Source organism: Ruminococcus sp. YRD2003 (genome assembly GCA_900109435.1).
GTDB classification, from domain to species: Bacteria; Bacillota; Clostridia; order Oscillospirales; family Ruminococcaceae; genus Ruminococcus; species Ruminococcus flavefaciens_G.
On record FNZT01000020.1, the window covers coordinates 19,857 to 45,726 of the forward strand.

At 48.3% G+C, this 25,870-nt stretch carries 13 protein-coding genes and 1 pseudogene; 6 read left to right on the top strand and 8 right to left on the bottom strand.

The features are described from left to right. The first annotated feature begins 327 nt into the window (after positions 1-327). Complete coding sequence (locus tag BMX22_RS14465; protein WP_074743218.1) at positions 328-2,808, top strand: S8 family serine peptidase; 2,481 nt, start codon at positions 328-330, stop codon at positions 2,806-2,808. A 31-nt stretch (positions 2,809-2,839) separates the two neighbouring features. Here BMX22_RS14465 and BMX22_RS14470 read toward each other — a convergent pair whose 3' ends face one another. From BMX22_RS14470 to BMX22_RS14480, 3 genes are all read right to left on the bottom strand, one after another. Beyond that, positions 2,840-3,337 (bottom strand): nuclease-related domain-containing protein, encoded by a 498-nt coding sequence (locus tag BMX22_RS14470; protein WP_074743219.1) that lies wholly within the window; start codon positions 3,335-3,337, stop codon positions 2,840-2,842. A 103-nt stretch (positions 3,338-3,440) separates the two neighbouring features. Continuing rightward, positions 3,441-6,143 (bottom strand): DUF6055 domain-containing protein, encoded by a 2,703-nt coding sequence (locus tag BMX22_RS14475; protein ID WP_074743221.1) that lies wholly within the window; start codon positions 6,141-6,143, stop codon positions 3,441-3,443. A gap of 21 nt (positions 6,144-6,164) precedes the next feature. After that, positions 6,165-9,152 carry a dockerin type I domain-containing protein gene (locus BMX22_RS14480; RefSeq protein ID WP_074743223.1) on the bottom strand — a complete coding sequence of 996 codons (2,988 nt, stop codon included), beginning with the start codon at positions 9,150-9,152 and terminating at the stop codon, positions 6,165-6,167. A 218-nt stretch (positions 9,153-9,370) separates the two neighbouring features. Here BMX22_RS14480 and BMX22_RS14485 point away from each other — a divergent pair, with 218 nt between their 5' ends. Together BMX22_RS14485 and BMX22_RS14490 are read left to right on the top strand one after the other, a co-directional pair. Then, the gene (locus BMX22_RS14485) at positions 9,371-11,524 is read left to right on the top strand and encodes a substrate-binding domain-containing protein (RefSeq protein WP_074743225.1); all 2,154 of its coding nucleotides are present in this window, start codon (positions 9,371-9,373) and stop codon (positions 11,522-11,524) included. Between the two features lie 254 nt (positions 11,525-11,778). Continuing rightward, the gene (locus tag BMX22_RS14490) at positions 11,779-14,349 is read left to right on the top strand and encodes a dockerin type I domain-containing protein (protein WP_074743226.1); all 2,571 of its coding nucleotides are present in this window, start codon (positions 11,779-11,781) and stop codon (positions 14,347-14,349) included. A 69-nt stretch (positions 14,350-14,418) separates the two neighbouring features. Here the strand turns inward: BMX22_RS14490 and BMX22_RS14495 are convergent, their stop codons facing one another. From BMX22_RS14495 to BMX22_RS16250, 4 genes are all read right to left on the bottom strand, one after another. Then, on the bottom strand, positions 14,419-15,573 hold the full coding sequence (locus BMX22_RS14495; protein ID WP_074743227.1) for a phosphotransferase: 1,155 nt from the start codon (positions 15,571-15,573) through the stop codon (positions 14,419-14,421). Between the two features lie 413 nt (positions 15,574-15,986). Beyond that, positions 15,987-16,781: an alpha/beta fold hydrolase gene (locus tag BMX22_RS14500; protein ID WP_074743240.1), complete on the bottom strand. Its 795-nt coding sequence runs from the start codon at positions 16,779-16,781 to the stop codon at positions 15,987-15,989. A gap of 194 nt (positions 16,782-16,975) precedes the next feature. After that, positions 16,976-18,283 (bottom strand): GDSL-type esterase/lipase family protein, encoded by a 1,308-nt coding sequence (locus BMX22_RS14505; protein ID WP_318259780.1) that lies wholly within the window; start codon positions 18,281-18,283, stop codon positions 16,976-16,978. Beyond that, on the bottom strand, positions 18,186-18,947 hold the full coding sequence (locus tag BMX22_RS16250) for a substrate-binding domain-containing protein (protein WP_074743230.1): 762 nt from the start codon (positions 18,945-18,947) through the stop codon (positions 18,186-18,188). The genes BMX22_RS14505 and BMX22_RS16250 overlap by 98 nt, the downstream gene beginning before the upstream one ends. A gap of 160 nt (positions 18,948-19,107) precedes the next feature. Between BMX22_RS16250 and BMX22_RS14515 the strand changes: the two genes are divergently transcribed. Further along, positions 19,108-19,893, top strand: a complete 786-nt coding sequence (locus BMX22_RS14515; RefSeq protein WP_074743232.1) for a helix-turn-helix domain-containing protein — start codon at positions 19,108-19,110, stop codon at positions 19,891-19,893. Between the two features lie 111 nt (positions 19,894-20,004). Here BMX22_RS14515 and BMX22_RS14520 read toward each other — a convergent pair whose 3' ends face one another. Then, positions 20,005-20,817, bottom strand: coding sequence for a hypothetical protein (locus BMX22_RS14520; RefSeq protein ID WP_074743234.1), 813 nt, complete (start codon positions 20,815-20,817; stop codon positions 20,005-20,007). A 681-nt stretch (positions 20,818-21,498) separates the two neighbouring features. Between BMX22_RS14520 and BMX22_RS14525 the strand changes: the two genes are divergently transcribed. Together BMX22_RS14525 and BMX22_RS14530 are read left to right on the top strand one after the other, a co-directional pair. After that, entirely contained in the window at positions 21,499-24,654 is a 3,156-nt protein-coding gene (locus tag BMX22_RS14525) for a glycoside hydrolase family 9 protein (RefSeq protein WP_318259779.1), read from the top strand. A 200-nt stretch (positions 24,655-24,854) separates the two neighbouring features. Further along, a pseudogene (locus BMX22_RS14530) lies at positions 24,855-25,870 on the top strand (endo-xylanase); the annotation flags it as partial.

Sequence of the window (25,870 nt, forward strand, 5' to 3'; positions counted from 1 at the left end):
TAGTCAAGAAGTTTTTCCAATATAGAAGAAAAAACATTAATATTTATATGACTATTTCGGTTATAAGGCATATATTATAGAATAAAGTGTCGATATCCGCCTGTCTTGCGACCACCGAGAATACATATTTCATTATACTTCAATTGGAAAGAGAAGCAGTAGAAGCCTTTCTGTTCTCAAAATATCGCCTGTCAGAATTCAGTTGGTCTCGCTCGACCTTTCGTCACATAACACCTTAAATTGACTGTATTGACACATATGAGAAGATGTGATAAAATGTAAGCAGTTGTTGTATACTTATCCATTTATAATACAGGAGGTATAATTGTGATAAAAAAGAAGCATTCTCTTTTTCTTCCGTTTTTCTCAATACTTGTAGTTATTGCATTGATTCTCGGTTCTTTGGACGTTTTTCTATATACAAAACTAAGAACACGCTTGAATTTTAAAACAATGCAGGACACTGAACTTGTCGATATGACAGACCCAAATGCTAATACAGAATTTGGAAAACTCTATTATTCCCCGATAGACGAAGAACACGTCATTGTGGAAGATGAAAGAAGCGGAAGCGGATATATAGATAATGAGGTTCTCGTTGTAGCGGAAGACGGCGTTAACCGAGGGCAAATTGCTGAGCTTGCCGCTTCCTATGGTGCAGAAATAGTCGGAGAGATAGAAGTCTCCGGCGACTATCAGCTAAGGCTGGCAACAACTCCAGATGAGATTGTTCCTATCGTAAAGAGTATTGCAACTGAGGCTATTGTTGATTCGGCTACACTGAACTATGTCGATTCTTATGAAGAAGAATTATTTGAATCCAGCGAGCGTTTCGGAGAGTTCTACTATGGAAGAGAGTGGGACAACTACACTGAAAGCGACGATGGCATCGTCAGACCTCGGTGGGCGCTTGAAGCTATCAACACTGACGGAGCATGGGAGGAATTGCAGACCAACAGCGACATAGTTCCGATAAAAGTCGGAGTATGCGACGCCGGTTTCTATACAGAACATGATGACCTTGGATTTTCAGCTTATTTCTATGAGAACGGAGCAAATCATATTGCCACAAGTCTTGATGAAAAAGATCACGGCACACATGTCTCGGGTACTTTTGCCGCCAGCACCGATGATGAAACAGGTATATGCGGAGTATATCCTTACGGAAACGGAAGACTATATGCGGCATCTGCGTGGGGGGCTTACAGATATCAAGATCTGAAAGGTATCCATTTCAGTTCAATGTCTACCAAGGCTGCATACGGTGAAATGATAATCCGCAATGTTAAGGTTATTAATTTCAGCATGGGCAACGGACTGCGCAAACGCTTTGCAGACGATGAGGGATACGTTGATGATGATGCGCTGATAAATTGCTTTAGTGATCCATCACAACATATTGATACGCTTGAGAAGTCCAGGGTAATTGGAGATTATTTCAATAGATTGCTCGAAAAGGGTTTTGACTTCGTTATCGTCACTTCTGCAGGAAATGATTCTGATGATTATACAGGTAATCTTGAGGCAAAGTATAACTCCTTCCTTACTATAATGGAACGCGACGAATACCCGAATGTATACGACAGGATAATCGTTGTAGGTTCTCTTGACCAGGAGCTGAATGTATCATGTTTTTCAAACGGCGGAACGAGAACAGATATTTATGCTCCGGGTGAGGGGATCTTATCAGCGGTAAGCGGTTATAAAACGTATGGAGAAAAATACACATTTAAAGGCGGCACATCTATGGCTTCTCCGCACGTTGCAGGAGTTGCAGCGATGGTTTGGACTGCTAATAATTCACTGACCGGCGCTCAGGTCAAAGATATAGTTGTAAACAGCCCGAATTATAGAACGGATGAGGTCAATATGCTTGATGCAGCTCTTTGTGTACAGAAAGCTCTCGGAGTTGAACGCACAACTGCACCGACCTCAGGAGATAACGGCATTATTTTCGCCTATGTGCGTGATAAATATGATGAAATGTATGTCGTTTCCAACATCAGGTTCACGGCAACAAACACAGAAACCGGTGAGGCCTTTATATCCGAAAAAGACGATGATGGACACGTCGAATTACCCGTACCCGCCGGAAAATACAAGCTTTCCGTAACTGCTGATGGATACAGGGACTGGAAATGGCCCGGAAACTTTAGCTATATGCGCACGTTTACAGTGACGAAGAATACAATAAAATATCTCGATACAATAATGCTTACACCAACCGACGATCACAAAACCGCTCTTCTCGAAGACGGAAAAATACATACCGGTGATGATATTAAGAGATTTATGGGCTCCAAATACAAAAGCTATGATTATGGAGAGGCGCTGAGCAAAGTCAAGGCGTGGACTTATCGCAACGGGCACCTGTATGCTGTGTGCGATTACGCTGTTTCAGCGAAATTTATGAGCCTCATAACTAAACAAGACCCGACAGTGCACCTCGTTATTATAGACGACGAGGAAGAGCAAGCTCTTATTGAAGAACTAATCACTTATGGTGAGCGTGATGTTTACTACACAGGCGGACTGGTCAATTCTGACGGCTCCGTTTACGCCGTAAACTTTACTGAAACAGACTATACTCATTGGCAGGAAGGTTATCCGAACGACTACGGTCAAAACGGCTTAGATGATGTTATTGCAGTCTTCCGCGGTAGTGGTGATGATCCCACTGGCAGTGAAGATTTCGGATATTGGCTTGAAGTCCCTGAGAACGCTCTCAGTTATTTGGATATTGCTGATTTCGATGTGAACGGTGTAACACGCGGTATAATCATCGAATGGGATAATCCTATAACATAAAATGAAAATAGCAAACAGTTTACGTCGCTTATCATATTTCAGCTATAGGAAGAAGATTAAGTTTGGGTGCAAGTACACCTTCCATCAATGTTTTTACATCTTGGTTGGAAAGTAATGTATTCTGAACCGCTCCCTCTATATCCAAAGAAAACAGCGAAGTTATGCTATTTTTAATATCGTCAGGAGATTCCTTGAATAATATGAGATCATAATCAGAATCAGAATCAGGCGGCATTGATGGGTGCCCAAACTTTACCTTTGAAACAGATGGGAAACAAACTGCATACATTATTTTACATTTTTTCAGCAAATGACCTGCTCCACAGTCTTTTATGTAATTAATCAGGTTATGTGAAAACGCACTTGCTTGTTTAAATGGTCCATTATGTTTTATGATGTCTCCATTACCATAACGCCATGCCCCATCGCAGTAATGAATTTGTCCAGCTTTCGCCTCAATACAAAGAATTCCTTTGGTTTGTTCAAATACAACGAAATCGATCTCATGCTCAGAGATATGATACATCATACGGGGGTAAACAGTAAATACAGGAACAGACCAAAAATGTGACCTTTTTTTATCTTTGATGAAAAAGCGATACTGTCCGAAAATGGAACAGTATCGCTTTTAGTTATGTTTTTAACAGTTCTTGTCTAAGCAGTACAAGGTCAAATGCATCGAGCCTGCCGTCATCGCACAGATCACCGGCTTTCCAGTCGGGGAGTTGAGTATCGTGAGTTCCGAGCAGCCATTTATTAAGAAGTACAAGATCAGCTGCACTTAAATATCCGTCTGCGTTAATGTCACCTTTAACAGATGAAAGAGTCTCTTTTTCTGTGTAATAGTATTCAGCATCTTCGTGCTCCTTGTTGAAGACACGAAAATAGTCCATAGAGCCGTTCATACCTGAACCGATAAGATAAACCGAATCGTCAATTATAACGTCAACAGGATCAGTTGTAAATACTCCGCTTTCTGACTTTATGTCTGTTCCGTTGTTGACTTTCAGCGTAGCTTTATCATCGGAGATGAGTACACTTACAGTTATCCACTCGCCAGGAATGTAAGCATTATCCACAGAAACGCTATTGTCTCCTTCGGTCAGCGAAACAGTACCGTTTTCAGCTGTCAGAGAGAGCTTTTTGTCCGAACCCAAACTGAAGATCTCATTTCTGCTGTTATCACGGAGCAGTACCGCTGTCTGATACTCAGCATCATGAAGTGCAGCATATGAACTGTCTGCGATAATATACTGCCGTTTAGAACCGTCAAATGTAAGGACGCCTTTGCCGGAAATTGTATTTTCACTCCATGTCGGAGCTCCCATTGTGATACCGAATGTAGATGTGTAAACGTCAGCAGCGATCTCAGAGCTGTCTGCCGAGAATTCCAATGCCGCCACTTGTCCGTCAGTGTATGGACGATTCTGTGCATAATCATCATAGCTTGCCCAGCCATAGATTGAGCCTTTCTGTACAGACCTTCCCGAATCGTCATAATAGTCTCCATCAGGCATTGCCTGACCACTCGCAGAGCCGTTGCCAAGACAATATGCAACGCCCTTTACAGCAGCATTACCGCTAACAGTATATGTGTTAAATACAAGTCCGCTTTCGATAACTCTTGCATTATCAGAAATAACTGCCTGACCCATAACTCCTGCGTAGTCAGCGATAATAGCATTATCCTTTACAACAGCATTTTCCGCGACGATCGCATGACCTGTCACGACTGCATTATCGGATACTCTCGCACTTCCTGTAACTACTGCGTGACCGTCGATCACTGCGTTCCCTGAAACAGTTGCATGACCGAGGACTTTTGCGTTCGGACCGACATATACAGAAGGATCAACTTTAGCTGTTGAGGCAACAAATCCGCCCCCGTTAGGGTGACGAGTTCCGCCTGATGCATCATTGCTGTATTGTTCCTGTTTGATGCCTGCACCTGTAATAGTTGCTGCCCAGGGATATCGTGTTTTACTGAGGAACGGGCAGTTGCTTTCATCAAATTCTCCTGTTCCGTATGCCCACGGAACTCCTATCTGCTGCCATGCCGAACTGTCGGGAGTTGCAGTTACTGTGAGATATGCAGCTTCATCGGTCGCGCTGCTGAAATCCATAGTCATAGTCTCATCGGACTTGAAAAGGTCAGAATAACGGGTAATACCGTCCTTCTGCTCAACGACAATACAGGCTCTCCAGTCTGCACCTTCAACACTTGTAAGCCCCTCAAGAGTAACTGATATTTTACTGCCGCTGACTTCAAGCGGAACTATATTCACTCCGAATTGCTGCGGAGCTCGCTCTGTCGGAACGGTATAGAAATTCTCTCTGCCTGACGTATTTTCAAGGATAGTATATATTTCTCCCCAGTTCCATTCTCCCCGCGCTAAAAGCTCATGCTGACGTGCCTGATACTCTTTTTTGTGAGCCAGATCAAGAGTTGCAAGGCGCTTAGCATAATTACCGAGAGTATCTTTCATATCAGCCCCGGAGATACGCTCTATTTCGGCGTATGGATATTCGTCACGCTGTCCCTGCTGCATGAGGTCTTTGACAAAGCTGTTTCCGTATCCGGGCAGATCATCAGGATTCTCCGTGATATACTGCAAAAATGCCCATGAAGCATAATTGTCACGTCCAAGTATCGGCGTAAAGCAGAGATTCTTCATATACGTCTCGAAATAATCGGTTATACCGTTCACACTGCCCCATTGCTTGCTGTAATAATCGGAATAAAGGAACTGCTCCCTGTACCAGTTAGCGATAGCCTCCCACCACGCCTGAACGTATTTGTTCTCGTTCCAGCCAAGCTGATGAGCTGTTACAACGTGTCCGAACTCATGCGGAAGTACCCATGAAGGATTGGGCGAATTCTGCATTGCTCCCACGCAGCAGAACATAAAAGCGTAGCCCTGACTGTCGTATCCCATATAAGCCCAGTCATCAGTGAAAGACGAAAGACCTGTGCCTGAAATATAGAAATTGACCTTGTACTGATTGCCGTCACGCAGGCTCATATTTACAGACTGTGTCGGCGGTTCCATTGACAGGTCGTTCATATAAACGTCCCAGCAGGCTTCAAGATTCCTTGCGTTCTCCTCAAGGAAACTCTGCGTTATTTTTGCTGAATCAGCTCCGTTTTTCCCCCATATGAACTGAAAATGCTCGGACTCCCAGCGGTTCACGTCCTCATTTGCACACCGAACATCACGGGTGAGCAGTTTTTCTTCTGCAACAGCAGTTTCAGCATACGAAATATAAGGTATAGTTGTCAGCGTCAGAGCTGAAGCCAAAACAGCAGCTGTTGTTTTCTTTGCAAATCTAAACATTATTATCCCCTCCAAAAAAAATTACCGCTCAATTAGTTCCTGTCTCATAAGCACAAGGTCAAATACGTCGAGCCTGCCGTCATTGCACAAGTCGCCTGCCTTCCAGTCGGGAAGCTGTGTATTGGGAGCTGCAAGCAGCCATTTGTTAAGAAGTACAAGGTCAGCAACATCCAGTCTGCCGTCTGCATTGATATCTCCGCGCACAGAGGAAATATCTTTTTCCGATGCAATAACGATGTAATTCATGCAGCTTGCCGACTGCCCGTTTGAACCGAGCTTCACTGCTTCACCTGCCTTGACAGGCTTTGCATACAGCTCAAAAGTCACACCGTTGGTGGTTTTGATCACACTGTTCGTTTTCGTAAAGTCTGACATCCACGCAGGGACGTTCTCCACACGGCTGTCCAGTCCGACATAGACTGTGCAGTCCTGTGCAATTGTCAATTCAGCCTGATCTTTGCTCGAAGCTTTCGCGTCGCAAGGCGTCATCACAAGCTCCGCACCGCCGAGCTTATCGGGGAGCTCGGAAACTGCACATTTCTCAGCAGTCCTGTCGCCGAACAGCGTATCTCCGACAGCAAGTGTATTGTCAATGCCCCAGCTTCTGTAATATGCCGTATCGAGCACATCAACACTGACAAGTCTGCCTGTTATAGCGTCATATGTGACGGGAGTGCCATTGTACTCAACAGGATCGCCTGCAAGCTCGTTCAGGTACATTTCGAGGTTGGTATAATCATCGCCTGAGAGGGAGACTATTGCGCCGTCCTTTGCATCATTCGGATTCAGACCATGTGCAGATTCCCATGCGTCAGGCATACCGTCACCGTCAGTATCAGTCGGAGCTGTACCGCCCTTGAAATTGCTGCTGTTCGGATAGCCGCCGGCATCGTTCTGACTGTCGATGATGCCTTTTAGTTTCTGTTTGGAGCCGATGTAAGTGTACTTGCCGTTTGTGACCTCACTGATATAGCGCGAGTCGATATAGTCCCATTTCGGATAATTTGCACCGACACTTGCGATAACGCTCCTGTACGCGTCCTCTGCGGACTGAGTGTTCACATACGGCTCAAACCACGGCGAATTGCTGCGGACTGTATCGTTCGTTGAATTCTTTCCGCCGGACTTAGCCTTGCCCGAGCTCCATTCATCAACATTTGCGCCGATAAGTGTCTGTCCGTTCTGTGCGACCTTCATATTGCCCGAAGCATAGAGCTTCTGCATATCGCCTGTGTTCAGTTCGTTGCCGTCCACGGACACAAGATGCAGACTGGTATTTGATTCTGCTCCTGCCTTGTAGTAGTTATTGACGAACTGCACGAATCTTGCACCGCCGTCTGTGGTGCGGTCACGCCAATTATATACGACATTGTTTCGTATATCGAGCGCACCGCCGTATGTCACGCCGTCCTGTTCCATAGCGCCTGCAAGTGACCAGTTGCGTCCTGTATTGTTAATGAGGAGATTATGGTGGAACGAGCCGACATAGCCGCCAATAGATGCCGCAAATGCGTGAGTTTCGGTACCGCTGCCACGGTCGCCTGCATCATAATGTACGGAATCGTGCAAGGATTCGCCGATGATATTCCGCTGGAAAGTGATATTAGACGCACTTCTGGTGGAAAGTCCCTCGTCCGTAGCCCATGAGATCGAGCAGTGGTCAACGATCGTATGGTCGCAGGAGCTTATGCCCATACCGCCCATAGATTTTCCCGAAACATCGCCGACGCGGGTACGAATATCGCGGATAATGACATCGCTCGAGCCCATTGCTCCGAATGTATAGTTGATAAGCGTTATGCCGTCTCCTGGAGCAGTCTGACCTGCAACATACACATCTCCGCCGTCATCGGGAATGCAGAGGACGGATTTCAGAGAAATAACACCGCCCACATCGAAAACGACTGTCCTTGCGCCTTTGAGCGTTTCAAGTCCGTAGCGCAGAGAGCCCTCGCCGCTGTCGTTGAGATTGGTGACATGATAGACATAGCCGCCCCTGCCGCCTCTTGCAAAACGTCCGTAGCCCTCGGCAGTCGGGAAAGCAAGGCGGCTGAGCATGAACGAGTATACCGCGCCTTTGACTGTACCGTTTGCGCTTACCTCGTCCACTCGCCAGTAGTATGTCGGGATCGAAGAATAGCTGTCATCGATGGTATATTTTGCTGCGGTCTGATTGCCCTTGAATTCAGCGGAATTGTGATTCGCATTGAAAACGGCATCATAACTTGTACCGATGTAAACATCATGGGACAGAGCGTTCTTTCCTGCCGTCCACGAAAGTCCCTGTGAGCGGTCAAGGTGGGCTTCCTTATCGGCAGGAGTCATTTTCGATACACCGTTGAAAGGGTCACTGCCGTCCAGCTCGAAGCCGTTGAGCCACGCAACATCCATTTTGCCGCCGCCCTCAGGTGAGATAAGGATAGTAACACTGCTGCCCGTCCATGTTACGTAAGATATGCCTGCATCATTTTCATTGGTGACATTGGTAGGACAATTCACGCCTGTGAGAACTTTTTTGCCATTGACGTAAATGCTGAGCTTACTGTTTGTGTATCCGTCAGTGTTGCAATGCCACATCTGTAAGGAATGCTCGCTCTCTGACAATCCTGATATTTCCAGTTTGAGAACGCCGCCATTATCGCCGTCCTTTATCTTTGCCCCGTCCATTGTAAGCCGCGGATAAATGCCGCTCTGAAGCTGTAACTTTTTATTGTTGGCGCCCGTTACATTACCGCCGGCAGAACCACCGTTAGAGAGCTTAAATGTCACATTTCCGACCTTGTATGTTGGTGCAGTACCTTCCTCAAGCATCCAGTTGTTGGCGTTCTTGGAATACGATGCCTTTCTGCCGTCATTCTTGTTGATGTCCACACGGATGCGTGAGGCGGTGTCGGCTGCCTGCGCGGCTATAGCATACGGTGTCTGCTGTGATGAAGGGATTTGAACACCTCCGGCCAGTACCGCAAGTGCCGCTGCAAAAGCTGCTGCTTTTCTTCTTGTAGCCCCCATGAGATATCCTCCTTGTAAAAATGCAAATATATCTGATATGTTTTATACACAGTTTACTCATATTTTTATTGTAACATAACAACTAAAAATGTCAATTCACAAATCGGATATAAAATTGCACATTTTGGATATTGTATCTGAAATGGGTAATATTTCTTGACGAAGTAAACTGCCTTGTTGTATAATGAAAGAAAGCATACTAAAAGGAGCGTATCAAGATGAAGTTTGGAACGATCGGTGTCGTGGCAGGAAGCATTTTCGGCACAATGGCAAAGGAATATTTGCGCGGAATTTCTCAGGCTGCAAAGGAGAAAAATCTGAAAGTCTTAGTCTTTGCATCGCTTGAATCCTTTGAGATAGAGGAGGATTATGAAAAAGGCGAACTCGCTCTCCTGGAAAGTGTAAACTACGGTGTATTAGACGGTATTATCTTTATTCCAAACAGCTTCACGCTTCGTTCATTCGGCGACAAGGTGTATGAAATCTTGCAGAAACGCTGTACAGCTCCCATAGTCATTATGGACGACGTGCTTACCTATCAGCCTGATGTTATCGCCGATCATGAGAAGGCGTTTGCTGCTTTGACATCTCATATGATTGAAGCACACAACTGCACTGACATTGTACTCATTGCAGGTCCGGAGGGTGAAGTCCTCTCGGAGCAGCGCATTTCAGGTTTCAGGAACAGTCTTGCAGAACACGGTCTGAGCTGTGCAGAGGATACTGTCATCTATGGTGATTACTGGCTTAATGCGCCAACTTCGTATGCTGAAAAACTGGTTTCAGGTGAGATTCGCAAGCCACAGGCAGTTCTCTGTGCCAATGACATTATGGCGATAACGCTCGAAAGGGCGTTAGCCGAAAAAGGCTGGGAAGTGCCGCAAAACCTGGCAATCGCAGGCTATGACGGAACTGACTATGCCTTCAAAAGTCACCCCCGTATCACAAGCTGTCTGCCGGCATATGCAGAAGCAGGACATGAAGCAGTCCAAACGCTGATAGCCAAGATCAACGGTATCGAAACCGAACCCCAAAGAATAAATGCAGGAAAGCTCATTATTGGCGAAAGCTGCGGCTGTCTGCACTGTAACTTAGGAGAAAATGCAGAGCGGAATCATGAACTTTATTATGATTCGCTATTCGATGAGTTTTATGATAACCGTAATTTGCTCATGCGTGTTGCAACGGCGCAGTCTCTGAGCGAATTCATGCGAAAGCTGTATCAGAATATGATACCGTCTGTAATGATACATAAACTCTGCCTGCGGAAGAACTGGCTGAATGAAACCATATCCTCACCGCTTCAAGAAAATGAGATACTTATGGAAATGCAGCCCGACGGCTCGTACATAGAATTCCCTGCTTCATCGCTGCTGCCGTCGGATTATCCGATACTTAACGAGAACCGCCTGATATTCTTCACCTCGCTTCATTTCGGTATGGATTTCTATGGTTATTCCGTGGCTCAGAGCGGTGAGGGAAAGATCACGTTTGAATCGGTATATCGAAGATTCTGCCATGAGGTCAATGTGGCTCTTGAAGAAATACGAATGCGTAATCGACTGAAAACATCTGTATATAAAATGCACCTTGCTTCGATACGCGATCCGCTTTCAGGTTCTATCGACTGGGGAGCTCTGCTGAACTTCATGATGTGGCTATCCGAGAACTCACAGCTCAGCACAGAGCGCTTTGCAATTATGCTTGTATTTGTCAAATCCCGCGACAGCAACAGCAATATCCGGCTAAAAGTCAAAAAGAGCATACAGAATTCGATCTCCAAGGAACTAAGCTATATCAGGATAAATGATTCCACATACTGTATCTTCGGTATGACCGAAAATGATAAGATACTGACCATGATCGAGAACAGCATTTCTCAGGAGCAGCAAAATGAAAACTGTTCGCTCGGCTTCTATCACGAATACTTCAAAAGCGGCATCAGCCGTGAGGAGTTCCTCAGCAATATGAACCGTCTGAGGCAGATGTTTGAACCAAAGACGACCAATGAAGAGCTTGCTCCCGTTCACAGCCGCTATGTCAAAATGCTCAAATTTATACGCAAGGAGATATATGAGCACCCGCAGGCTGAATACAGCAAGGAGAGCTTTGCCGAATCCATGTATGTCAGCACAATGTATTTCCAGAAGCTGTATAAGCAGATGTTCGGCATTCCGTTTACCCGTGATCTGATAGAAGCGCGTATCGCTATGGCAAAGGAACTGCTTTCCGAGACCAATCTTCCGGTCGCTGAGGTGGCTGAGGCGTGCGGCTACAAGAATCTCCCCTACTTTATCCGTCAGTTCAGTCATGAGACTGGTGACACGCCGAATCATTTCAGAAAGCATAAACGCTCTGAGAACACTGACTGAATGTTGCATATTATCCAAAAAGTGTAATTTTCTATCCGATTTGTGGATTGACAAGTATCCGACACCGCTTTATAATGAAAACATGATTTAGCCGTGAATAACGAAACATATTTTAAAATTCGCAAGTAAATCAGTGCCTAAGGATAATGCTCCGCTGAACGGAGATTATCATATAGATTGTTCTGTAAGGGGGACAATTCGGGTAAGGCTGGCTTGTTAGCCAGCCTTTATCAAAATAAGGAGGATCACTTGTCATGAAGAAAAAAAGATTACTTTCTGCATTTTGTGCTGCCTGCATTGGCGTATCTGCCTTGAATGTGCCGACAGCCTGTTTGTCCGTCAATGCCGCAGCCGCAAACAACACAGCCTTCAACAATACGGCTGGTATGACCGTGGAGTACCTTGACCGTGGCATCTGTGCAGTCAACACAGGCAGCGGAATGCTTGTTAACTGGCGTTTCCTTGCGACTGACCCTGACAATGCCATATTCAAGCTGTATCGGGACAATACGCTCATCTACACCTCGACAGAAAAGGCGAATGGTGCGACTTGTTTCCTCGACAAGTCAGGCAATGCAAACTCTGCTTACAAAGTTGAGACATACAACGGAACACAGCTCATAGCAAGTGATAATTGCACAATTAAATCATCCAACGCCTATTTTGACATCAAGCTCGACCAGCCTGGCAAGGGCTCTGACGGCGGCACCTACTCGCCGAACGACATGAGTGTCGGTGATGTGGACGGTGACGGTGTGTATGAACTGTTCGTGAAGTGGGATCCCTCCACATCAAAGGACAACTCCCAGAAGGGAAAGACAGATAAGGTCTATATCGACTGCTACACGCTCACGGGCAAGAAGCTCTGGCGCATTGATCTTGGCGTGAATATCCGTGCAGGAGCGCACTATACGCAGTTCTATGTGGCAGACTTCGACCTTGACGGCAAGTGCGAAATGACCTGCAAGACCTCAGACGGCACGGTTGACGGCACAGGCAAGGTCATCGGAGATAAGTCTAAAGTATATCGTGACGGCAATGGACTGATCTACTCAGGCAATGAGTTCTACACGCTGTTTGACGGCGCGACAGGTGCGGCACTTGATACCGTCAATTATGAGCCGGGACGCGGTGATCCGACCAAATGGGGCAAGTCCTCTGACAAGTTCAACCGTGTGGAGCGCTACTGGGGCAGTGTTGCATATCTGGACGGCGTAAAGCCGAGCGTCATCACAGGTCGCGGCTATTATGGAAGATTGACTGCAACGGCTTATTCCGTGGAGAATAAGAAACTCAAGAAGCTCTGGACATTTGATACAGGCACAAGCTCATCCACCGCAGGATACGGCGACGGTAATCACAATTCTATGGTGGCAGATGTGGACAACGACGGAAAGCACGAAATTATTACAGGATCGACGTGTATCGACCATGACGGCACACTCAAATGGAATACAAATACAGGTCACGGCGACGCACTTCATGTGGGCGATCTTGATCCGACCAATCCGGATATTGAAGTCTGGACTTGCCATGAGGACAAGCCCTATGGTGTGTCTCTCATTGATGCGGACACAGGAAAGACGATTTTCAGGAACAACGGCTCAGGTGATACGGGACGCTGCTGTGCGGATAATGTCTGGGCAGGCAATCCGGGAGCCGAGCTTTGGGGCAACGGCAACGAAGTCAAAGATGTGAACGGATCAACACTCAACTGCCGTCGTCCGGCTATAAACTTTCTGAGCTACTGGGACGGTGACTTTGAGCGCGAGATACTTGACGGCTACACTGATTCTCCGGCTACCATATCCAAGCTGACAGGCGATGCAGGCAAGACCACTATAACAAATCTGCTTTCTACAGACGGCTGTTACACCTGCAACACGACAAAGGGCACTCCTTGTCTGAGCGCAGATATTTTCGGCGACTGGCGCGAGGAACTCATTGTCCGCAAGGCTGACGGCAGCGGCATCCGCATCTATACGACTACCTACGACACGGACTACCGTGTACAGTGCCTGATGCATGACCCGCAGTACCGTGTACAGGTCTCCTCGCAGAACACTGCCTACAACCAGCCGCCGCATACCAGCTTCTTCCTCGGTACGGGCTACGATATGCCTGCTCGTCCTGCCTGCACAGTTCTCGGCGGCGGAAGCCGTCCTGACGATATTATCGAAGTAGAGCCGATAAAAGGAGCTCTCGTCAGTGAACTCAATATCAAGGATACAACATATTACAAAAGCTGGGGCATTGACAGCTCCCTTGCAGTTGGTGATACAGTTTTCGGAGACAGAGAGGCTGAACGATGTGCGGTTTTTGAACTGCCGTCTTATCTGGAAGGAGCAGAGCTGATACTTACTCCCTGCGATGCGAAGAATTCTGATAAAGAACAGGCAGAACTTACTTTTGCAAAGGACTGTACGCTCTATGTAGGACTGGACAGCCGTGTGGAAAAAGTCCCCTCATGGCTTTCGGGCTTCACAAAGATAGATGATACTGTCAATACATCCAACGGCGTAACATTTGTGTTGTACACGAAGTCTGTCAGAGCTGATGAAAAGCTTATACTCGGTGCAAACGGACAGTCCACAAGCTGCATGAATTATATTGCAGCGGTATCGGAAAAGGCTGCTGATAAGACTGTTATCGGCGATGTCAATGCAGACGGAAAATTCAATGTTGCTGATTTAGTCGTATTGCAGAACTGGCTGCTTGCTAAACCTGACGCTGAACTTGCTGACTGGAAAGCAGGAGATTTGTGTGAAGATGACAGGCTCGATGTGTTCGATTTATGTCTGATGAGAAAAAAGCTCGTTGGATAAGGTGAAAGCTCCCCAACTGATTGGGGAGCTTCTTTCTCATTCATTATGAATTTGCGTCATATACTCGTTTCATCGGAAACATTGAAGCCCGCGAAGAAAAGCCTCAGAGATATTCTTTGTAAGAGCGGGCAGTGTTTCCTTTGGAACGAGCTCTGAGAATGTCACTCCCGCAAAGGAACGAATAATAGCAAAGAATTTAAGTTTATTCTCATATTTCGCGAGCTCATTCTCATCGGTGATGCCCGTGTATTCATGAATAAAAACATCCCATACACTGCTCAGCAATTCATCAGACATTCCTGTATAGCGCTCTGCTCCGCCGCTTCTCTGAGTTACCAGCCTCATTATCTGATATGAACCAAGAAGATCGATAACAGGATCTCCGACCGAAGCGTCGCCCATATCAATAAGTATCAGCTCACCGTCACAAACCATAATATTTCCGGGATGAAAATCGCCGTGGATAAAAGTATTTGCAGCGGGGATGCTCCTGATAAAGCCTCTGAGCTTTTCAATTATCTCGTCCGAATACCAACCGCTTCGGGCAGCGATATCAGCCCAAAGCATAAGTCCGTCCCTTGCATCGGGAAGCACTCCGTCATCAAACTCGGTGGAATGGAGCTTTTTCAGGAGTTTTGCCATCTGACGGGCATAATACTCTTTCTTATCGGGAGCATCAGCAATTGTTTCTCCGAGAGTTTTTGCTTTTATCATTTCATAGATCATACCGTATCTGTCGCCGACCTTAACTATATCATAGGATATTGCCGACGGGATATCATGGATAAACGCCTGACGCGCCGAACTTTTCTCACGTTTTATCCTCTCGATAGTATTTGAGATCGGGTTATAGACCTTGATGATCCGTTCTTCGTCAAGTCGGTAAACAGCCCCGTTTGCCCCTTTTCCGATACAGGGCAGACCATCAACGCTGATATTTCGGAGCTTTTTTTCAACACTGAGCAGCTCGGTAAAGCCTGTTGTTTCAAAGATCTCAAACACAGCGGAAGAAGCATTGATAACGGAAACATTTATCCACTTTTTCTTACATTTCAGCAGAACTCTCAGACCTGCACTTGAAATATAATCAAGCTCATCAGCGTCAAGAGTCACCTCGTCGATACTCTCACCCTGATATGAAGCAAGTCTCGCTTCGATCTCCCTGCCGAAATCATCGGAATTACGTGCATCCACACTCTTTGGAAATTTAATAACAACATTCATTGGCATTCTCCCACTGTTCACATTTTAGGCAATACCGCACAAAGCTTGTGCTGGAGATGCGATGACAGATTTTTCGTCAGATTGTATAGAAATTCCGCAGGCATACTGACGTATGTCAAGGAATTTCTGTGCAAGATGTCGGAAAATATGCAAGCATATCCAGTACAAAGCCTTCAGGCGGGCTTTGTGCGGTGTTGCCTTTAATAAAATCGGTCACCATCAGTTCATCAGTCACTGTCATCATCCGCCGTCTTGCTTTTCTTCAGTATAGCACATTTTACGTCTGCTGTAAATTGACAAAATCACAGTTTTTTCGGCTCCGAACTATTGCTTTCAGCATTGCGGAGCATACGGCGGACCGAGCAGCTGCCGATCAGCATGATAAGCCGCAAGTCACCCTGCGGCTGAAAACCTCATTCTTCAAAGAAATCATATACCATACGGTTGAACCCCTTGCCGAGGTAAACTGCGTGCCCCTCATTCGGAAAAATATGGACCTTACAGCCGAGCTTATCCGCAATTTCTTTTGCCCCCTCAGCGGTGGTTATCTTGTCAAGCTCAGCGCCCAATACAAGCACAGGACATTTTATCCTGTCAAGCAGCCCTGAGCAGTCGAGCGAATATATCGCCCTTGCGTGATCAGCAAAGCGTTCAATGCTCATAAATTTAGTAAATCTCATCATAAGCGGGATCAGTCTGCGGTACAGCTTCATCTGTTTCTCGGTATACATCTTATCGTAGCTTTTGGTGAGAACGCCCTGAAGATCGCCGTTTTCGGCAATAGCGAGCCACTCATCCACCGCGCTGATCATAAGAGGATTCGTTTTTGCAGCCGTAACACCGAGCACAAGCCTTCTGACAAGTTCGGGGTGATATGCCGCAAGATACTGTGCTATCATTCCGCCCTGTGACACACCGACCACATACGCATCGGTAATATTCAGTGCCATCATAGCGCCTGCAAGGTCCTCCGCCATAGTCCGTATCGTACATCCGGGGTCACGTCCTTTGCGCCTGTCGAAAACATACACCGTGAGCTCCTTTGCGAATCTGCGGTAGAAATATGCAAGATTGCCTGCTGTTCCGCTCATATCGACAATATTCAGTCCGGGTATCATCACCATCTGCCTGCTGCCCCTGCCGAATTTTGCATAATACATCTCAGCACCTGACGGCAGCATTACCGTTTTATTTTCAGCGTTAAACATAATTGTCACCTTTTTCATTTCTGCTTTGTAAGCTCTGCGCTCAAGCTTTTTACACCTTCCGAGCATATCGGTCAAAAACATTATAACACTGCCGACTGATTTTGAGAAGACCTTTTTGAAAATTTAAGGCAATACCGTACAAAGCATTCAGGCGGGCTTTGTGCGGTGTTGCCTAAAGGAAAACAGGTGATATGTCATGAAATGAGGAGCTGTCTCAGCAGGCAGAGGTCAAACGTGTCGATCCTGCCGTCCTCGCAGAGGTCGTACGCCTTTCGGTCAGCAAGTTCTGCGGACTTGTCTCCGAGCAGCCATTTCTGCAAGGTCACGAGGTCAGCGGAAGAGAACTCACCGTCGCCGTTGACGTCACCCTTCACATACTCGGGGACAGGCGGCTGAGAGCCTATCTTCCTGTACACATTCTCATACATCGTCTCCGCCCAGAGCTTCTTCATTGCCTCATAGCCCTCGGAATTCGGGTGAACGCCGTCAGCGCTGAGTCCCCATGTGTTCTTGCTGAAGAAGTCGTCGAAATCGGGCCCGTGAACGAGCTTATCGCCGTACTCCTCATACAGCTTATCGACCACAGAGTTGTAGTAGCCCACATTGTCGCCGACGTCCTTGTTCGTAGAGGACGGTATCTTCGGGAGCACAGGCACTTTTCCTGCTTTGAGCACAGCATCTATCATATACTTTGTGTTGCTGTAGTAGCTCTCCGCGTTGTTCGGGTTGCCCCAGCAGTCATTCGTACCGTAAGCAATGCTGACGAAATGGACGGGGCTCCCGCTGAGCCATTCGTCGATGTGTTCCCTGCCGTCCTTACTGGTGATACCACCGATGCCGCCGTTCTCCTGAGCGGGGAAGAATCGGTCGTCTATCTGATTCACATAGCTGGCGTAGCTCGTACCGTAAGCGTTTACCATACCGCCCGCGGTAATGGAATCGCCGAAGAATATCCAGCTGTCGAACACACCCTGCGAGGCGTCGTGTATATCGAGGTTGAGCGTTACCCTGTCACCTGACGCCTTTGAGACGTTCATGCGTATCCAGTTGTAACCGTCCATATCTATCAGGTGCTGACGCGAGCTCAGCCCATTGCCCGTAACGGTCACAGCAGTCTCCCAGCCCGCCGACGGACAGTTTCCGCCTGCTGCCTTGTTGACCTCGATAGTATAATCTGTCGGCTCGGCATTTCTGCTCGCATAGGCACCGAGGTCGTCATAGCTGCTGAGGTTGTACCACGCCGCGAGCACATTTTTACGCTGTTCCTTCGGCACCCCCGACAGGTCATACGCGAGGTAGTCGCCCGCCGACGCGTTCCACGAGGTGAAGTAGTGCTCATCATTGCCCATGGAAGCACTGTCGGACTTGTCCGAATAAGCGGGAACGCCCCTGCTTATAACGGGATTAGCCCCCTCGAAGAATGGATCGGCTGCAAAAGCGGTGCTGTACGCGCTCCCGTCCGACACAAAAACATCCGAACCCGCAGCAGCTAAGCCGCTCAGCGCGACAGCCGCAGCAAGAACCGATGAAACTATCTTTTTCACATATATCATCCTCCAGTAAAACAGATTTTCTTAGCATATTATTGCTTGGGGTAAAGTCGGTAAAAATATCGTCGGGCTGCTCCGAGGCAGAATGTACGGAGCGGATATCGCTGTCAGAAAGGCTGATGCCGCGATCCGAGCACGCGTCCCTGAAGCCTCTCAGCCTCTCCTCCGACGAGCGGTGGCTGGGCACACCCGCGAGGCAGTAAAGCTTCCTGCACCCGTGTTCGTCGGTCAGATGCCTTGTTATGCGGTACATACTTCCGTATTCGTCAGCGTTCATACCATTCGGCTTTTCCGAGCTGCCGCCGAGCACGAGACAAGGTGTATCGGTCTGCATGAGACAAGCATTAATCTTTTCGATGACCTCCTGCGTGTGGAAGCGTTCCTCGGCAAAGATGATCCCGTCGAGCCTATGCATACATATCAGGGTATAGATATTTTCAAGCCCCGAGATATACGAATCATAGCGGTATTCACGCAGGCAGTTGTATATCCCCGTGTACACGGTCAGGTCATATCCGAGCAGTTTAGCCTGTTCGTATGCTTCCTCAACGAGATCGCGGTCGAGCGGACTGTTTATCTCGGGGATAATGAGTCCGAATCTGCCTTCAGCCACCATGATAAGCACCTCCTACAGGTCGAAGCGTTTCTCCTTATTATTATACTCCGACCGAACAAAAAAGTAAATGAGGATTTGTGCTGAAATGATAGCAGAAATGCAATATTTTCGTTGACTTTTCCGCCATAATTATGATAAAATCAGAACAGAGGTGAAGATAATGAAGTGTCTGTGCGTAGGCTATCATCATATACATGACGAAAAATTCGCGGTAGACCGTCCCGACGGCTCGGGCGACTGGCTGCTGCTCATAGTAAAAACTCCCGCGGTGTTCAGTATCGAAGGCGAAGAGATACACACCAAGGCGGGGACATATATCATATTTCCGCTCCATGCACCGCTGAAGTATTCAGCCGACAGCGGCGAATACATCGACGACTGGCTGCACTTCTTCCCTGACGAGGAAGAACTCCGTCTGTTCAGCGAGCTCGATATCCCGCTTAACAGACCCGTACACATCGGCGACACGACAGCAGCCTCCGCCATGATGCGGAACATCTGCTTTGAGTTTTACTCCGCACACCGTAACCGCAACGAGATAGCATCGCTGTATTTCCGCATGATGCTGTACAAATTCAACGAACAGCTTGTCTTCCATTACAGCGACACCTTTCTCACCGAAACGAAATATATGCACAGCCTGCTGTGGATACGCGAATCTATATTCCGCTGGCCCGAGCAGGAATGGAACGCAGATTTTTTTGCAGCCGAGCTCGGCATAAGCCGTTCCCGCTTCCAGCATTTGTACACCACAGCATTCGGCTCGACTATGATGCAGGACATAATCGACAGCCGTATCCAAAGGAGCTGCGAGCTTCTGAAAAACTCAAAAATGAAGATAGAAGAGATAGCAGAGAACTGCGGATACAGCAGCGTTTCGCATTTTGTGAAGCTGTTCCGCGAAAAAACGGGAGTGACTCCCGCTGCCTACAGAAGGAACGACTGACGTCAAAGACAAACCGCTGTATGCCGTGAAATATCGGCATACAGCGGTTTCATATTTATTGAGAGAAAAATCCGTATCTGCTCAGCCGCGGTGCAGCCCGATGTACATAGATCAGCACTTTTCAGCGTAATCGGTACCTGCAATGAAGTACGTGATATTAGCGTTCGGGTCGCTCATGGGTCTTACGCCGACCTTGAAAGCGTAGCTGAGCTTATCATAGTCATAGTTCACAAAGTCGCAGCTTACTATCAATCCGTCAGCGAAACCGGAAGCAGCGATAGCGTTCTGACCAGCCTGCTGGCTTGCGAAAGCGAATCTGTGCTCGGCGGAATCATAGTAATGCTCCCATTCTTCCTTGGTAAGGCTGTCCTGTTTGCTGATCCACTCGCCCTCAGTCATAGCGAAGTTCTCGCCTGCGATGTAGTACCAAGCAGCAGCATTCGCGTTGTCGACGGGAATGATACCGAAGCGATAAGCAGCCGAGCCGTCGCTTGTCTGAACAGTCTCCGAGCTTACAATCCTGCCGTTACCGCCCGCGTAAGCGATCGCATTGTCGGCAGCCGCCTGCTCTGCGGAGGAAGCAGCCTTGTATGCGGGAGCAGCCTGCTGAACGGGAGCCTGAGCTGCGGGCTGCTGTGTATATGAAGCAGTATTTGTATCAGCGTTGTAGGAAATGACATCGTTGTTGCTGAGCGCAGCAGCGTTTGCGTTCTGCTCTGCCGACTTTGCGGGAGCGGTCACAGCCGTCTCTGTTGTCACAGCGGCATTGTCAGTCTGAACAGCCTCCGTGGTCTGAACAGTCTGTGCTGCGGGCTGTACCTTACCTGCGTCCTTTGATGTCTCAACTGCACGTCCGCAGCCTGTCAGTGCGATAGCACCGAGGATAGAAGCGATAGCGATTACTGTGAACTTACCTGTTTTCATGATTGATTTCTCCTTTATCATTACGATTTAATAACATTTTTCTGAGGGGCTTTCCCCTTCCGTGATTACATAATACCACGGATACGCGAGAGAATCAATATTCAATAATTCCCCGAAACGTAGCCTAAACTACGCATTTTTGCGAGGTGTAGTTTAGGCTACGGAAACCGTTGAAACTGTAAAAAAACTATTCGGGGCAGCCGTCCCCTGCAAGCACACCATACACAGGAGAGCCGCGCCGCAGGAGCGTGAGCCCCCCCGCCCGCACCCCCCGCAAAGCTCCGCCCGCATCAGGCAAGCGGATAATCAGATAAATCAGCAAATTTCATTGACATTTCGGAAGAAAAGTTATATACTATTATTATACAACCATTCAGGCAATACCGCACAAAGCTTGTGCTGGAGATGCGCCGACAGATTTTTCGTCAGATTGTATAGAAATTCCGCAGGCATACTGACGTATGTCAAGGGATTTCTGTGCAAGATGACGGAAAATATGCAAGCATATCCAGTACAAAGCCTTCAGGCGGGCTTTGTGCGGTGTTGCCTTCAATGTGTTGAGCATTGAAGATTGTTATGAAGGATAGGAACAAAACGGCTTTGTATCAGTCAGGCATCAAAGCCAACTCTTGCTCTTTATAAGATGAAAAGGAGCATATCTGAAAACAGGGGTGAATTATAGTGAAGAAAGCAAAAAGGACATTAATGAAAGCAGTCACAGGCAGCCTTATGGCAGCAGTCATGGCAGCTTCTTCCGCAGCAGGAGTGCTTGCCCCCATGAGCGCAAATGCAGACGAACTGCTCGGAGCCACGGACTTCGACGACGGCGTCGGTCTCCCGTGGCACACCTGCGAGACAAGCCCTGCCCGACAGACATTCGACATTGTTGACGGAGCCTACACGATCCGTATCCTCAACAATTACGGCGGCGAAGGAAGATGGGACCTGCAATTCCGTCACAGGGGCATTCATCTCACACTTGGGCACAGATACCATATCCACGCAGAGATAACGCCGTCCGAAGACGGATACATCTATTCGTCCATCGGTAACTACGCGGGCGACCTCGAATACTGGAACGATACGGGCAGCGGAGACTGGAAGGCGTCAAAGCTTACAAAGGGCGAGACATTCATCATTGATACCGACTTCACAGCAGGCAAAGGACCTTCCGCCATGCAGGAAGGACCTGCTCAGTGGATGTTTGCGTATGCCTGCGACAAGGGTGCATCGAGCGAAGCGATGTACGGAATGACGGAAACAGGGATGCCCAACGGCTCCATGCTGATATTTGATAATATGTCACTTCAGGACCTTGACGGCTCGGGTGATGAGCCGAACATTACAGAGTACGGGGTGATACGACCGAAGTCGAATGTCCGCCTCAATCAGGTCGGCTATTACAATGGGCTCAGAAAGGTGGCGTCATACACCACAGACGCTCGCGTTCCGCTTGAATTCGACGTCTTTGATGCTTCGGGGAAGTCCGTATACCACGGAACATCCACGGTCATCTCAAACGACTACGATTCGGGCACTCCCAAGGATACTACCGTAAAAAACATCGGCGGAAATCCTGCTATCAAATATAAGGACAGCGGCACATACGTTCATATTCTGGACTTTTCGGAATTGGAGAAAACAGGTGACGGATACTATATTATAGTAAAGGACGATACGGGGGTATCAGGTACCCGCAGCGGAGCGGAAGAGAAGGCGTTCGACACAGAGGTCACAGGCGACAAGGTAATGTGGACGAACCGCAAGACAGGCATACAGTACCAGATGAACAAGTCACATCCTTTCAGCATATCCGACACTGTCTATGACGGACTTCTCCGCGACTCCATGAGCTATTTCTACCAGAACCGCTCAGGCGTCCCGATAGAGGCAAAGTACATCATCAGCGACAATGCTGCTTCTCTTGCTCACGACCGTTACGGTCATGCTCCTGACACAGCATACGTCCAGCCGAATTGGGTAAAGTATTACACAAATGAATTCGACGGCGACAAGGCCTACAAGATAACAGCCACAAACGGCTGGTACGAATCAGGCAACCACAGCAAAAACGTTGTCAGCGGAGGCATATCCGTCTGGACGCTCCAGAATATGTATGAGATGTCAAAGCATCTCGGCTCGGATGAGAAGTGGGAAGACGGCAAGTCAATACTCATCCCGCAGGACAAGAACAACGCCAAGGGCTCACCCGATGTACTTGACGAGGCGCGTGTCGAGCTCGAGTGGATGTTTGACATGATGGTAAAGCCCGACGACCCGTACTTCGGCGAGGACGCAGGACTTGTATATCACAGTATACAGGACCATAAATGGACAGGCATTGCTATCCGCGCATGGGATTATGAAGGCTTCGGCACGCCGACACGCATAGTCAAGCCGCCCACGTATTCCGCAACATTCAATATGGTCGCCTGTGCCGCTCAGGCAGCGCGTCTGTGGAAAGATATAGACGATGAATTTGCCGCGAAGTGCCTTGAAAATGCAGAGACAGGACTTGCTGCCGCGGAAAAGCTGCAAGCGAACTGGTACGACAAGAACGGGACATCCGCCGAGCAGGACGACGTCACAGGCATGAACAACAGGGAGGGCGACGTATATTTCGCTCCTCTCGACCAGGCAATGCAAGGCGAGCTCTACGGCGACACCTACGTAACAGACGAATACTACTGGGCACTCTGCGAGCTCTTCGCCACAACAGGCGCCCCCGAGTATTACGACAAGCTCAAGGTCTACAGGAACCTCAACGACGCCATGGGACAGGACAAGGCTTTCGGGCTCACGACCAATATCACGGGCGGCGAGAACAGCGGTTCATTCAGCTCATTCAACTGGGGCTGTACAGCAGGTCTCGGAACGCTGTCGCTTTACCTCAATGATGACCAGCTCAATGCCGAAGACGCAGCGGCAGTAAAGAATTCGATATGCAAGGCAGCCGATACGTACATTTATCAGGAAAATATCTCGGGTATGGGTATACCCTATGTCGGCATTAATTATGTTGATTACATAAGCGGCGGTATCGTCGAACCAATTGAATTATCGGGCTATGAATTCGGCTCAAATTCATACGTAGTAAACAACGCGATAGTAATGGCATATGCCTACGACGCCGCCATGTCTTCCAAATATCTCAGCGGAGCGTCGATTGCCATGGACTACATCTTCGGACGCAACGGCAACGATTTCTCTTATGTGTCGGGTTACGGCGACGTGGAATCGGGCTCGGTGATGCAGTATCCCCACCACAGATACTGGGCTAACGGCATTTCCCCCGAATACCCGAAGGCGCCCTCGGGCGTACTGTGCGGAGGTCCGTATGTCGGGGCATATGATGATTATATCCGCGGCACGGGATATAGGAGAGGCACACTCGCAAGCCAGAAGTGCTATGTAGACTCAGGCGAAGCGTGGTCTGTGAACGAGACCGCACTCAACTGGAACGCATCGCTTGCGTGGATAACTTCCTACCTTGAAGATGTAGCCCCGAGCGTCGGCCCCATACCGCCCGTAACGACCACTACCTCGACTTCGACCTCAGGGATCGCAGGAACGTCATTATACGGTGATGCCAATTCAGACGGAAAGGTAACTGTCGCAGATGCGACCGCCATACTCCAGTATATAGCCAACAAGGACAAATACGACCTCAAACCGCAGGGCAAGGTCAACGCAGACATTGTAGACAAAGGCGACGGAGTGACACCAAAGGATGCATTGGCTATCCGTATGATCGACGCAAAGACCATCAGCGCGGCAGACCTTCCGATAACATCGGAAAAGATGAGCCTGCTCTCAAACGATCGGAAGAACAGCTGAATATCGGCACGCTATCCTTTAGGCAACACCGCACAAACATTACCAATTGATTTAATAAATGTCCGTACAAATTTACAAAAAACTGTATTTTGTCCACCATTCTTTCAAAAAAGGGGTTTCCCGAATCGCTTGTATGCTGTATTATAATAGAAGGGATGTTTATTGTACATACAATCGCCAAATTCAAGGAGGAATCAGAAATGAGCAAGATCAGAGCAATAAAGTCTGTGCTTGCGGGAATGCTTGCAGGAACAATGGTATTTTCGGCGGCATCGGTATTCCCGACAGGCACATTCACACAGGAGCTCGACGCAAATGCGGCGGGAGCCTGCACTATCAACACAAACAAGCTGTACCAGCGTATCCGCGGCTTCGGAGGAATGAACCATCCCGAGTGGCAGAGCTACAACGCGCAGAACGGAGCTCCGGGAGACATGACAGCAGCGCAGGTACAGACAGCATTCGGCAACGGAGCCAACGAGCTCGGCCTCACAATACTCCGTATCTTTGTCAGCGACCAGCAGAACGCATGGAACAATGCGATACCCACCGCTCAGAGAGCATCCGCGCTCGGAGCCACAGTCTTTGCGACACCGTGGAACCCGCCTGCTTCGATGAGAAGCAACGGTTCTGGCGGACCTCGCGGAGGTCAGTACGTCCTCAATAACGGCGCGGAAGCGAACTACGCAAAGCACCTCAACGACTTCATCAAGTTCTGCAACAGCAAGGGAGTAGAGCTCAACTCCATCTCTGTACAGAACGAGCCTGACTGGTCGGGCGAGTGGACATACTGGGCACCCTCACGCTGTGCCTCATTCCTCGCAAACTACGGCAAGACCGTAACCGCAGGCACCAACACCAAGATGATGTCGCCCGAGAGCTTCAGCTACAGCAAGGACTACTACAACGCTATCCTGAACGACTCGAAGGCTATGGCGAACTGCGATATGTTCGGAACCCACTTCTACGGCACACAGCGCAGCGCCATGGACTTCCCCGCACTCGAAAACTGCGGCAAGGAGATATGGATGACCGAGGTATACGTACCGAACTCGGACGCCAACTCGGCAGACCGCTGGCCCGAGGGCGTTGCAGTTGCGGAGAACATCCACAACGCAATGGTTGTCGGAAACATGAACGCGTACGTTTGGTGGTATATCCGCCGTCAGTACAGCCCGATGTGGGACACAGGCAAGATATCCAAGAGAGGCTATGC